Here is a 12681-nt window from a genome sequence, read left to right as displayed (position 1 = left end):
GCTGGCCCTGGCGCTGGCGGTCGGTGTGGCCTTGCCGCTGTTGCAGTGGGCCGGTTTCTCGGCCGAGGGCCCGAATGAGCGCGGCGCGCTGCTGGCGCTCGGGCTGCTGTATGGCGGCCTGCCGGTACTCATCAAGCTCGGCGTCGTCGCCCTGGTCTGGGACTTTCCCCTCGACCGTGCGCGGCATGCGCAGTTGCGCGCCCGCATCGCGGAGCAGGGCCCGGTCGCGGGGTCTTCGCCCGCGGCGTCCTCGGGTGATTTATCCGGGGGGTACCCGTAGAATGCGCCCATAACAAGACCATTCACGCGCCACCCGGCGCAGGGCGGATCTGCAATGCGCGTCACCATCGTCGGCACCGGCTATGTCGGCCTGACCACCGGCCTGACCCTGGGCTATATCGGCCACGACGTCACCTGCGTCGATGCCAACCCCGAGAAGCTGCGCCTGCTGCGTTCCGGCAAAAGCCCCATCCACGAGTACGGCATGGACGAGCTGCTGCAGCTGCTGCGCGACGGGGTGGTCTTCACCGACGACCTGCGCGGCGCGGTGGGCGAAGCCGACGTGATCCTGATCGCGGTCGGCACGCCGCCCAAGCCCAACGGCGAGGCCGACGTCAGCCAGGTCGAGTCCGCCGCCGCGACGCTGGCCGAGGGCCTGCAGAACGGGCGCCGCTACACGCTGGTGGTGAAATCCACGGTGCCGATCGGCACCAACCGCCGCGTCGAGCACATCGTGCGCCAGGCGTTGAAGAACCGCGGCGTGGCGGCGGAGCTGTTCATGGCCTCCAATCCCGAGTTCCTGCGCGAGGGTCGCGCGCTGGCCGACAGCTTCTATCCCGACCGCGTGCTGGTGGGCGCGGCTTCCGAACATGCCATGGACGCGATGTACCACCTGTACAAGCCGCTGCTCGACCAGAGCTTCACGCCGCCGAGCTTCCTCAAGCGCCCGGACGACTATCGCCTGCCGCGCTACATCACCACCGACGCCACCAGCGCCGAGGTCAGCAAGTACGCCTGCAACGCCTTCCTCGCCACCAAGATCAGCTTCATCAACGAGATGGGCGGCCTGTGCGAGCGCGTCGGCGCCGACATCACCCAGGTGGCGCGCGTGATGGGGCTGGATCACCGCATCGGCCCGCATTTCCTCAATGCCGGTCTGGGCTGGGGCGGCAGCTGCTTCCCCAAGGACACCAAGGCGCTGATGGCCATGGCCGGCGAGTACAGCTACCAGATGCCGATCATCGAGGCCGCCTGCGAGGTCAACCAGCGCCAGCGTCGCGCAGTGGTGGAGAAGCTGCAGACCGCGCTCAAGCTGCTGCGCGGCCAGACCATCGTGGTGCTGGGGCTGGCCTTCAAGCCGGACACCGACGACGTGCGTGAGTCGGCGTCCATGGACCTGGTGCGGCTGCTGGTCGAGCGCGGCGCGGTGGTGCGCGCCCACGATCCGGTGGGCCTGGACAACGCGCGCCCCGAGCTGGATGCGCTGGGCGTGGAGTCGGCCGCCGACGTGTACGAGCTGGCCAGGGGAGCCGACGCGCTGCTGCTGGCCACCGAGTGGGCGCAGTACGCCAGGCTGGACCTGCGCCGGCTGGCGGGCGAGATGCGCACCCGGGTGCTGGTGGACGCGCGCAATTTCTTCCGCGCGCAGGATGCACGCGCCGCCGGGCTGGAGTATTTCGGCGTCGGCCGCTGAGGCCCCGCGCTGCGGGGCAGCCTATTTCTTCTGGGTCGCCTTGCGTGCCAGCGGGAAGTACAGCGCGTAGGGCAGGCTGCGCATGGCCTTGAGCGGCAGCGCCAGCGCCTTGGGGAAGGTGACCTCGAAGGCGCCGGACAGGATGCCGGCGTACATTTTCTCCGCCGCCGCGTCGGCATCCATCAGAAACGGCATCGGGAATTTGTTCTGGTCGGTGAGCGGGGTCTTGACGAAGCCCGGGCACACCAGCGTGACCTTGATTCCCTTCGGCGCCAGGTCCAGGTTGAGGCTCTCGGCCATGTTGATCAGCGCCGCCTTACTGGCGCCGTAGGCCGCCGCCATCGGCAGGCCGCTGTAGCCGGCGACGCTGGCGACGATCACGATCTGGCCCTTGCGGCGCGCGTAGAAGCCGGGCAGCACGGCGTCGATGCCGTGCACCACGCCCATCACGTTGGTGTCGAGGATCTCGCGGAACAGTTCCACCGAAAAGCGGGTCTCGCGCTCGCCGGCATAGGTGCCGGCGTTGAGCACCGCCATGTCCAGCTCGCCGAGGGCGGCCTCGATCTGTTCGACGGTTTTGAGCACCCCGGCATGATGGGTGACGTCGCAGGGGAAGCACTCGATGCGCCCGGCCGCGCCCTGCGCCATGGCCTGCGTCTCCCGCAGCGGCGCCTCGCGCCGCCCGGAGATGGCCACCTGCCAGCCGGCGCGCGCCATGCGCAGGGCCAGCGCGCGGCCGATGCCGGTGCCGCCGCCGGTGATCCATACCCGTCCCGGTGTCGTCGTCGCTGTCATCGTCTGTCTCCTGGCTCAGCCGGCCTGCATTTGCGCATGCAGGGCGTCGATGAGCTTCTCCTTGCGGTCCCACAGCGCGGTCATCCACTGCTGGAAGCGGCGCTGGAATACGGGGTCGTTCTGGTAATCGCCGTCGATCAGCTCCGCCGGCACCGGCAGTTTCTCGATGCGCACGTAGATATGCCCGACGCGCCCGCACAGGTAGTCCCAGAAGCTGGCGCGCTGGCCGGGCGTGTAGGCGATGGTCATGTCCAGAATGGCGTCGAACTGCTCGCCCATCGCGTTGAGCACGAAGGCCACGCCCGCGGACTTGGGCCGCAGCAGGTGCCGGTAGGGCGAGTTGCGCGCGATGCGCTTTTCCTCGGTCATGCGCGTGCCCTCGGCGTAATTGAGCACGGTGACCGGGATGTGACGGAACTTTTCGCAGGCGCGGCGCGTGGTCTCCAGGTCCTTGCCGCGCAGCGCCGGGTTGCGCTCGATCTCTTCCCGCGTGTGGCGGCGCATGAACGGGCAGTCCAGCGCCCAGGCGCAGAAGCCGATGATCGGCAGCCAGATCAGCTGGCGCTTGATGAACGGCCGTGGGAAGGGGATATGGCCATGGAAGATTCGCAGCAGCACCGGGATGTCGAGCCAGGTGCTGTGGTTGCTGATCAGCAGGTATTTGCCTTTCGGGTCGAGACCGGGGGGCCATTGCACGTCCCATACGGGCTGGCGCGCCAGATCCATGCAGCGGGTGATGGTCCAGGCCCAGAAGCTCACGCCGGGCACCAGCAGCGCGGTCATCCAGCGTTGCCAGGTGGGGATGGGGATCAGCACCTTGAGCAGCGCCGGCACCAGCACCACGAACAGGAAGATCAGCACCGTGGCCGTGCAGCCGAGCAGGACGATGATCGAGGCCAGCAGCCAGTCAGGGAGGATGCGCCACATGATCGGATGGTTTTTGTCGGGCCCGGACACTATAACCGCAGCGCGGGCGCCCGGCCTAGCGGCGATGATAGGCGGGACTGAGTTCCTGCACGGCGGCGATCATCGCGCCGGCATGCTCGGGGTTCACGTCCGGCAGGATGCCGTGCCCGAGGTTGAAGACATGCCCGTCGTGCGCGCCGAAATCGGCCAGCAGCGCGGCGACCTGCGCGCGGATCTTCGCCGGGCTGGCGTAGAGCACGCAGGGATCGAGATTGCCCTGCAGGGCGACCTGTGCGCCGACGCGCCGGCGCGCATCGTCCAGGTCCGTGGTCCAGTCCAGGCCCAGCGCGTCGCAGCCGCAGCCGACCATGGCCTCCAGCCACTGCCCGCCCCCCTTCGTGAACACGATCACCGGCACGCGGCGGCCGTCCTGCTCGCGGATCAGGCCGCTGACGATCTGGCGGATGTAGGTCAGGGAGAACAGCGCATAGGTGTCGGGCGACAGCACGCCGCCCCAGGTATCGAAGATCTGCACCGCCTGCGCGCCGGCACGGATCTGGGCGTTGAGATAGTCACGCACCGCAAGCGCCAACTTGCCGAGCAGCGCGTGCAGCAGTTCGGGCGCGTCGTACAGCATCTTCTTGATGAGGGCGAAATCATGCCCGCCGCCGCCTTCGACCATGTAGGTGGCGAGTGTCCAGGGGCTGCCGGCGAAACCGATGAGGGGCACGGCGCCGTCCAGCTCGCGCCGGATCAGGCGCACGGCATCCATGACGTAGCGCAGGTCGGTCTCGGGATCGGGTGCGGCGAGCTTTTCGATCTGCGCTGCGCTGCGCACTGGCGTGTGGAGCTTCGGGCCTTCGCCCTCGACGAAGTGCAGGCCCAGGCCCATCGCGTCCGGGATGGTGAGGATGTCCGAGAACAGGATCGCGGCGTCGAGCGGGAAGCGCCGCAGCGGTTGCAGCGTGACCTCACAGGCCAGTTCCGGCGTTTTGCACATGGTCATGAAATCGCCGGCCTTGTCGCGCACGGCGCGGTATTCCGGCAGGTAGCGGCCGGCCTGGCGCATCATCCACACCGGCGTGCGGTCCACCGGCTGACGCAGCAGCGCGCGCAGCAGACGGTCGTTTTTCATGATGAAGACTTGGACAGGACGACAGGATTTACAGGAGTCACAGATTAATCCAGTTCGAGAATCAAGGTCATGGCCTGTTCATCCTGTCGATCTTGTTATCCTGTCCGTGCATTTAATGCATTTTCAATTTCTGTCTGGATCGCTTCGGCGGCGGCGCGCGGGTCGGCGGCGTCGCGGATGGGCCGGCCGACCACCAGGTAATCCGCGCCGGACCGGATCGCGGCCGCCGGCGTCATCACGCGTTTCTGGTCGCCCTCGCGCACGTTGTCCACGGGCCGGATGCCGGGCGTGACCACGATCAGCTCGCGCGGCGCCTCACGCCGCAGGCGCTCGACTTCGAGCCCGGAGGACACCACGCCGTCGCAGCCGGCCGCCAGCGCGCGCCGCGCACGCGACAGCACCAGCTCGCCCACGTCGCAGGCGAAGCCGAGGTCGTCGAGGTCGCCGCGGTCGAGGCTGGTGAGTGCGGTCACGGCCAGCAGCTTGAGGTTGCCGGACTTGGCTTTCGCTGCCGCCTCCATGATCGCCTGGTTGCCGTGGACGGTGCAGAAGTCGGCGCCGCGCGCGGCGAGGTTGCCGACCGCGCGCGCCACGGTTTCCGGGATGTCGAAGAACTTGAGGTCCACGAAGACCTTCTTGTCTTCGGCCTTGAGCCAGTCCAGCAGGCCGAAGAAGCCGGTGGACATGCTCAGCTCGAGGCCGATTTTGTAGAAGACCACGCTCTCGCCCAGCCGCGTGACCAGCGCGCGCGCGGCATTCGCGTCCGGCACGTCGAGCGCGAAGATCAGGCGTTCGCGGGCAGGGATGATTCCGCGCCCCCCCCCTTGATGGGGGAGGGTCGGGGAGGGGGTGGTGGAGCCGTCTGTCATCATTCACCCCCATCCTAACCTTCCCCCATCAAGGGGGAAGGGGCGAGAACCTTACGGGAGGTCCGTGGACCCCATCAGATAGCGGTCGCACTCGCGCGCGGCGCCGCGGCCCTCGTTGATGGCCCACACGATCAGGCTCTGGCCGCGGCGGCAGTCGCCGGCTGCGAACACGCCCTTGACGTTGGTCGCGAACTTGCCGTGCTCGGCCTTGATGTTGCTGCGCGCATCGGTTTCGATGCCCAGGCTCTGCAGCAGCTCGGCCTCGGGCCCGAGGAAGCCCATCGCCAGCAGCAGCAGCTGGGCGGGCAGGGTCTGCTCGCTGCCCGGGCGCTCTACCGGCAGGAACTGGCCCTTGTCGTTCTTTTCCCAGCTGACGTCCACGGTGACCACGGCCTCGAGCTGGCCGTTCGGGTCACCGATTAGCTTCTTGACGGTCTTGAGGTAGGCGCGCGGATCCTGGCCGAACTTCGCCGCCGCTTCCTCCTGGCCGTAGTCCAGCTTGTAGACCTTGGGCCACTCCGGCCAGGGGTTGTCCGGGGCACGCTCCATGGGCGGCTTGGGCAGGATCTCGAGCTGGATGAGCGAGCGGCAGCCCTGGCGCATGGCGGTGCCGACGCAGTCGGTGCCGGTGTCGCCGCCGCCCAGGACGATGACGTCCTTGCCGCGGGCGTGGATCGGCGCATGCTCGGCACCGCCGTTGAGCAGGGCCTGCGTGCTGCCGCGCAGGTAATCCATGGCGAAGTGGACGCCTTTGAGCTGGCGGCCCTCGACTTGCAGGTCGCGGGGCAGGGTGGCGCCGGTGCAGATGACCACGGCATCGTAGTCCTTGAGCAGCCGCTTCGCGGCCTCGCCGGCGACGGGCGTGTTGCAGACGAAGGTGATCCCTTCCTGCTCCATCAGCTTGAGGCGGCGCTCGACCACCTCGCGCTTGTCCAGCTTCATGTTGGGGATGCCGTACATGAGCAGGCCGCCCGGGCGGTCATCGCGCTCGAACACGGTCACCAGGTGGCCGGCCTTGTTGAGCTGTGCAGCGGCGGCCAGGCCCGCGGGACCGGAGCCGATGACGGCCACCTCCTTGCCGGTGCGGACTCTGGGCGGCTCGGGCACGACCCAGCCCTCCTCGAAGGCTTTGTCGATGATCGAGACCTCGATGTTCTTGATGGTGACCGGCGGCGCCGAGATGCCGAGCACGCAGGAACCTTCGCAGGGCGCGGGACACACGCGGCCGGTGAACTCGGGAAAGTTGTTGGTCTTGTGCAGGCGCGCGAGTGCCTCCTGCCACAGCCCGCGGTAGACCAGGTCGTTCCATTCCGGAATCAGATTGTTGATCGGGCAGCCCGAGGCCATGCCGCTGACCAGTTTGCCGGTGTGGCAGAAGGGCACACCACAGTCCATGCAGCGCGCGCCCTGCTCGCGCAGCTTGGACTCTTCCATGTGGTAATGGAATTCCTTCCAGTCGGCCACGCGCTCGCTCGGCGTGCGGTCGGCGGGGAGTTCGCGCAGGTATTCGATGAATCCGGTCGGCTTGCCCATCGCTCACATATCCATTCGTCAGTTGCCGCCCACGCGCGCCAGGTCGCGCGCGTTTTCCTCGAAGGCCACCATGATGGCCTCGTCGCCGGTGAGGCCCTGGTCATGGGCCCTCTTGATGCAGGCAAGCATGCGCTTGTAGTCCTTGGGGATGACCTTGACGAAGCGCGGCACGTTCGCGTCCCAGTCCGCCAGCACCTCGCGCGCCCGCGCGCTGCCGGTATATTCCAGGTGCTTTTCGATCATCCCGCGGACTTTGGCGATTTCGGCCGGGTCCTCCAGCTTCTCGGTGCCGACCATCTGCAGGTTGATATTGCCGCCGATGCTGCCGGTGCCGTCGAGCACGTAGGCGATGCCACCCGACATGCCGGCGCCGAAGTTGCGCCCGCATCCGCCGAGCACCACCACATGGCCGCCGGTCATGTACTCGCAGCCGTGGTCGCCCACGGCCTCGACCACGGTGTCGACGCCGCTGTTGCGCACCGCGAAGCGCTCGCCGGCCATGCCGCCGAAGTAGGCCTCGCCGGAGGTCGCGCCGTACAGCGCCACGTTACCGACGATGATGTTCTCGGCCGGCACGAAGCGGGCTTCTGCGGGTGGCCGGACGATGATCTTGCCGCCGGACAGGCCCTTGCCGCAGTAGTCGTTCGCGTCACCCTCCAGGGTGAAGGTCATGCCGCGCGGCATGAAGGCGCCGAAGCTCTGGCCGGCCGAGCCGGTGAACTTGATGCGGATCGTGTCCTCGGGCAGGCCTTCGACGCCCCACTTCCTGGTGATCTCGCTGCCGGTGATGGTGCCGACCACGCGGTTGATGTTGCGGATCGGCAGCTCGGCGCTGACCTTTTCACCGCGTTCGATCGCCGGCCGGCAGAGATCCAACAGGCGGGTCATGTCCAGCGACTTTTCCAGACCGTGGTCCTGCGGGATCTGGCAGTAGCGGCCGACCTCGGGGCCCGCATCCGGCCGGTACAGAATGCTGGACAGGTCGAAGCCCCTGGCCTTCCAGTGCTCGATGGCCTTCTTCGGCTCGAGGCGGTCGACGCGGCCAATCATCTCCTCGACAGTGCGGAAGCCGAGCTGTGCCATGATCTCGCGCATGTCCTGGGCGACGAAGCGCATGAAGTTGACCGCGTGCTCGGGTTTGCCGGTGAAGCGCTCGCGCAGGCGCGGGTCCTGGGTGGCGATGCCGACCGGGCAGGTGTTGAGGTGGCAGACGCGCATCATGATGCAGCCCATCGCCACCAGCGGCGCGGTGGCGAAGCCGAACTCCTCGGCGCCGAGCAGCGCGGCGATGACCACGTCGCGGCCGGTCTTCAGCTGGCCGTCGGTTTCCACCGCGATGCGCGAGCGCAGGTTGTTCATCACCAGGGTCTGGTGGGTCTCGGCCAGGCCGAGCTCCCAGGGCAGGCCCGCGTGGGTGAGCGAGGTCAGCGGCGAGGCGCCGGTGCCGCCGTCATAGCCGCTGATCAGCACCACGTCGGCATGTGCCTTGGCTACCCCCGCCGCGATGGTGCCGACGCCGACCTCCGCCACCAGCTTGACGCTGATGCGCGCGTCACGGTTGGCGTTCTTGAGATCGTGGATCAGCTCGGCCAGGTCCTCGATCGAGTAGATGTCATGGTGCGGCGGCGGCGAGATCAGGCCGACGCCCGCGGTGGTGCCGCGGGTCTTGGCGATCCACGGGTAGACCTTGGTGCCGGGCAGCTGGCCGCCCTCGCCGGGCTTGGCGCCTTGCGCCATCTTGATCTGGATCTCCTTTGCGTTGACCAGGTAATGGCTGGTGACGCCGAAGCGGCCCGAGGCGACCTGCTTGATCGCCGAATTCTTGGAATCGCCGTTGGGCAGCGGGACGAAGCGCTCTGCATCCTCGCCGCCCTCGCCGGTGTTGCTCTTGCCGCCGATGCGGTTCATGGCGATGGCCAGGGTCTCGTGCGCCTCCTTGCTGATCGAGCCGTAGGACATGGCGCCGGACTTGAAGCGGCGCATGATGCTCTCGACCGGCTCCACTTCCTCCAGCGGCACCGGCTTTTTGGCGGGCTTGAACTCGAGCAGTCCGCGCAGGGTGGCGAGCCGGGTGGACTGGTCGTCGATCAGCTGCGCGTAGGACTTGTAGGTCTCGTAGCTGCCGGTGCGCACCGCCTTCTGCAGGCGGTGGATGGATTCCGGGTTGAACAGGTGATGCTCGCCGTCGGCGCGCCACTGGTATTGACCGCCGGCGGGCAGAGTGTGCGCGTCCACCGGGCGCGGTGGGAACGCGGCCTGGTGGCGCATCAGCGCCTCCCGGGCCACGATGTCCAGGCCGATGCCGCCGATGCGCGAGGCGGTGGCGGTGAAATGCCGGTCGATCAGGTCCTGGCGCAGGCCCACGGCCTCGAACAGCTGGGCGCCGTGGTAGCTCTGCACCGCCGACACGCCCATCTTGGACATGACCTTGATCACGCCCTTGGTCGCGGCCTTCGCGTAGTTCTTGCAGGCCTTCTTGTGCTCGAACGGCTGGCCGTTGGCGACTAGCAGCCCGTCGCGGATCATGCCGTCGAGGGTCTCGAAGGCGAGATAGGGATTGATCGCGCTGGCGCCGTAGCCGATCAGCACGGCGAAATGGTGTACCTCGCGCGGCTCGCCGGATTCCAACACCAGGCTGACGCGGGTACGCAGGCCCTCGCGGATCAGGTAATGATGCAGGCTGGATACCGCCAGCAGCGAGGGAATGGGGGCGTTGTCCCGGTCCACGCCGCGGTCGCTGAGGATTAGGATGTTGACCCCGTCCTTCTCGATCAGCTTACGCGCGTTCGCCCACAGCGCCTCGAGCGCCTTGCCCAGCGCTTTCTCGCCCTTGCTCGCCGGGAACAGGATGGACAGCTCGCCGACCTTGAGGCCCGGCAGTGCCATGCGGCGGATCTGGGCCAGCTCCTCGTTGGTCAGTACCGGCGCCTTGAGCTCGAGCCGCCGACAGTCGCCCGGCTGCGGCTCGAGCAGGTTGCCCTCCGCGCCCAGCAGCACCTCGGAGGCGGTGACCAGCTCCTCGCGGATGCAGTCGATCGGCGGGTTGGTGACCTGCGCGAACAGCTGCTTGAAGTAGTCGAACAGCAGGCGCGGCTTGGACGAGAGCACCGCCAGCGGGGTGTCGTTGCCCATCGAGCCGACCGCTTCCACGCCGTCGCGCGCCATCGGCAGCATCAGCAGGCGCTGGTCCTCGAAGGTGTAGCCGAAGGCCAGCTGCCGCTGCAGCAGGGTGTCGTGGTCCGGCACCGGCAGTTCGGGTGCGGGCGGCAGGTCGGCGAGGGTGACCAGATGCTGCTGCAGCCACGCGCGGTAGGGCTGCTCGCCGACGATCTGGCGCTTGATCTCCTCGTCTTCGATGATGCGGCCCTGCTCGGTGTCCACCAGGAACATGCGGCCCGGCTGCAGGCGGCCCTTGCGCAGCACGTTCTCCGGCGGGATGTCGTCGAGCACGCCGGCCTCGGAGGCCATCACCACCAGTCCGTCCCGGGTGACGTAGTAGCGCGACGGGCGCAGGCCGTTGCGGTCCAGGATCGCGCCCATGCGCACGCCGTCGGTGAAGGCGATGGACGCGGGGCCGTCCCAGGGCTCCATCAGGCAGGCGTGGTACTCGTAGAACGCGCGGCGCGCGTCGTCCATGCCGTTATGGCCCTGCCAGGGCTCCGGGATCATCATCATGACCGCGTGCGGCAGCGAGCGGCCGGACAGCACCAGCAGCTCGAGCACGTTGTCGAAGATCGCCGAGTCGCTGCCGTTGGGGTTGGCCACCGGCAGGATCTTGGCCATGTCCTCGCCGAAGGCTTCCGACTTGAACAGCGCCTCGCGCGCGTTGATCCAGTTCAGGTTGCCGCGCAGGGTGTTGATCTCGCCGTTGTGGGCGATGTAGCGGTACGGGTGCGCGCGGTCCCAGCTCGGGAAGGTGTTGGTGGAGAAGCGCGAGTGCACCAGCGCCAGCGCGGTCTCCATGCGCTCGTCGCGCAGATCCGGGAAGTACTGGTCGAGCTGCAGGGTCAGCAGCATGCCCTTGTAGACCAGCGTCTTGTACGACAGGCTGCACATGTACCAGTAATCCGCGCCGTCGAGGGTCGAGGCACGGATGTCGTTGTAGGCGTGCTTGCGGATGACGTAGAGCTTGCGCTCGAACGCCAGCGCGTCGGCTACGTCCGCGCCGCGGCCGATGAACACCTGGCGGATGAAGGGCTCGCTGGCCCGGGCGGTGGCGCCGAGCATCGAATTGTCGGTCGGCACGGTGCGCCAGCCGAGCAGTACCTGCCCTTCCGACTCGACGATGTCGCCGAAGCGTTCCTCGATCTGGCGCCGCAGGGTGGGATCCCGCGGCAGGAACACCAGGCCGCTGCCGTATTCGCCCGGGGCGGGCAGGTTGATGCCGAGCTTGTCGCATTCCTCGCGCAGGAAGCGGTGCGGCATCTGCAGCAGGATGCCGGCGCCGTCGCCGGTGTTGGTCTCGGCGCCGCAGGCGCCGCGGTGGTCGAGGTTGACCAGCACCTGGATGCCCTGGCGCAGGATCTTGTGCGAGGCGCGACCCTGGATGTCCACCACGAAGCCGACGCCGCAGGCGTCGTGCTCGAAGCGGGGATCGTAGAGCCCCTGCTTGGGCGGCAGGCCGAGACCGGCCGGGCGGCCGCCAGTGTTGTCGTGTCTGCTGTGCATGCTGGATACCGAATTACGTGTCGCGGACCGGGCGCCGGCTTACGGCCCAGGGTTGCGGCCAAACCGCCGGCCGCATCGCGACCACCGAAGGCGTTATCAGGCTGGCTCCGGAGTGCGGCCGACGGGGGAGGCGAGCCCTTCAGTATAAAGCGAGGAACGCGCCTGATTCAATTCATTGGCCGAGGAAAATCGCCGGGTCGGGGTGCTCAGCCGAGACGGCGGGGCTCGAAAATCCGCTCGTATTCGTCGATGGCGTAGCGGTCGGTCATGCCGGCGATATAGTCGGCCACGGCGCGCGCCTGGCCGCCGTCGCCGGCCTTGGCCTGCAGCCGCGCCGCCGCCTGCTGCACCTTGGCCGGCAGCAGGCGCGGGTCGGCCATGAAGGCCTGGAACAGGGCCTGCACCACCCGCCGCGCTTTGGCGGTCATGCGGTGCACGCGGTAGTGCCGGTACAGGTGCTGGTGCAGGAAGCGCTTGAGCTCCAGGTTCTGCTCCCGCACTGCCGGGCTGAAGCCGAGCAGCGGCCGGCCGGCCGCGCGCACCGCCTCGCTGTCCGCGGGCGCGGCCTGGCGCAGCTGCTCGCGGCTGTGCTCGACCAGATCGGAGACCAGGTGGTTGATCATGCGCCGGACCACCTCATGACGCAGGCGCTTGGGCGACAGGCCGGGATGACGGTCCGAGACGTCGTCGGCGAAACGGCGGAACAGGGGCACGGCCATCAGCTGGTCCAGCGAGATCAGCCCGGCGCGCAGGCCGTCGTCCACGTCGTGGTTGTTGTAGGCGATCTCGTCGGCCAGGTTGGCGAGCTGCGCCTCCAGGCTCGGCTGGCCGCCGGTCAGGAAACGCTCGCCGACATCGCCCAGCTCCTTCGCCTTGGCCTTGCTGCAGTGCTTCAGGATGCCTTCGCGGGTCTCGAAGGTCAGGTTGAGGCCGTCGAATCCGGCGTATTTCTCCTCCAGCTTGTCCACCACGCGCAGCGACTGGATGTTGTGCTCGAAGCCGCCGTAGGGCCGCATGCATTCGTCGAGCGCGTCCTGGCCGGCATGGCCGAAGGGCGTGTGCCCGAGGTCGTGCGCCAGGGC

9 protein-coding genes are annotated in these 12681 nt (G+C 68.1%); 2 read left to right on the top strand and 7 right to left on the bottom strand.

Annotated features, from left to right (window positions below; all coding sequences use genetic code 11):
• On the top strand, window positions 1–280 hold a 280-nt coding region (locus VNJ47_01830), incomplete at its 5' end, for a hypothetical protein (protein HXG27575.1).
• 54 nt (window positions 281–334) lie between these two features.
• Window positions 335–1693 (top strand): UDP-glucose/GDP-mannose dehydrogenase family protein, encoded by a 1359-nt coding sequence (locus VNJ47_01825; GenBank protein ID HXG27574.1) that lies wholly within the window; start codon window positions 335–337, stop codon window positions 1691–1693.
• A gap of 21 nt (window positions 1694–1714) precedes the next feature.
• Here VNJ47_01825 and VNJ47_01820 read toward each other — a convergent pair whose 3' ends face one another.
• The 7 genes from VNJ47_01820 to VNJ47_01790 form a co-directional block, all read right to left on the bottom strand.
• Window positions 1715–2488, bottom strand: a complete 774-nt coding sequence (locus VNJ47_01820; protein ID HXG27573.1) for an SDR family NAD(P)-dependent oxidoreductase — start codon at window positions 2486–2488, stop codon at window positions 1715–1717.
• Between the two features lie 15 nt (window positions 2489–2503).
• Entirely contained in the window at window positions 2504–3415 is a 912-nt protein-coding gene (locus VNJ47_01815) for an acyltransferase (protein HXG27572.1), read from the bottom strand.
• Between the two features lie 55 nt (window positions 3416–3470).
• Entirely contained in the window at window positions 3471–4529 is a 1059-nt protein-coding gene (gene hemE, locus VNJ47_01810) for a uroporphyrinogen decarboxylase (protein ID HXG27571.1), read from the bottom strand.
• 95 nt (window positions 4530–4624) lie between these two features.
• Window positions 4625–5401, bottom strand: a complete 777-nt coding sequence (gene pyrF, locus VNJ47_01805; GenBank protein HXG27570.1) for an orotidine-5'-phosphate decarboxylase — start codon at window positions 5399–5401, stop codon at window positions 4625–4627.
• A 48-nt stretch (window positions 5402–5449) separates the two neighbouring features.
• Window positions 5450–6931, bottom strand: a complete 1482-nt coding sequence (locus VNJ47_01800; protein ID HXG27569.1) for a glutamate synthase subunit beta — start codon at window positions 6929–6931, stop codon at window positions 5450–5452.
• Window positions 6932–6949: 18 nt separating this feature from the next.
• Entirely contained in the window at window positions 6950–11599 is a 4650-nt protein-coding gene (gene gltB, locus VNJ47_01795; protein ID HXG27568.1) for a glutamate synthase large subunit, read from the bottom strand.
• Between the two features lie 206 nt (window positions 11600–11805).
• A partial coding sequence (locus VNJ47_01790) for a deoxyguanosinetriphosphate triphosphohydrolase (GenBank protein ID HXG27567.1) occupies window positions 11806–12681 on the bottom strand: 876 nt, incomplete at its 5' end.

Source organism: Nevskiales bacterium, assembly GCA_035574475.1.
Lineage (GTDB): Bacteria > Pseudomonadota > Gammaproteobacteria > Nevskiales > DATLYR01 > DATLYR01.
This window is presented reverse-complemented; position numbering and strand designations above follow the sequence as displayed.

Coding starts and splice junctions, on each gene's coding strand:
- VNJ47_01825 (HXG27574.1), top strand. CDS start 335: ATGCGCGTCACCATCGTCGGCACCGGCTATGTCGGCCTGACCACCGGC.
- VNJ47_01820 (HXG27573.1), bottom strand. CDS start 2,488: ATGACAGCGACGACGACACCGGGACGGGTATGGATCACCGGCGGCGGC.
- VNJ47_01815 (HXG27572.1), bottom strand. CDS start 3,415: ATGTGGCGCATCCTCCCTGACTGGCTGCTGGCCTCGATCATCGTCCTG.
- hemE (HXG27571.1), bottom strand. CDS start 4,529: ATGAAAAACGACCGTCTGCTGCGCGCGCTGCTGCGTCAGCCGGTGGAC.
- pyrF (HXG27570.1), bottom strand. CDS start 5,401: ATGATGACAGACGGCTCCACCACCCCCTCCCCGACCCTCCCCCATCAA.
- VNJ47_01800 (HXG27569.1), bottom strand. CDS start 6,931: ATGGGCAAGCCGACCGGATTCATCGAATACCTGCGCGAACTCCCCGCC.
- gltB (HXG27568.1), bottom strand. CDS start 11,599: ATGCACAGCAGACACGACAACACTGGCGGCCGCCCGGCCGGTCTCGGC.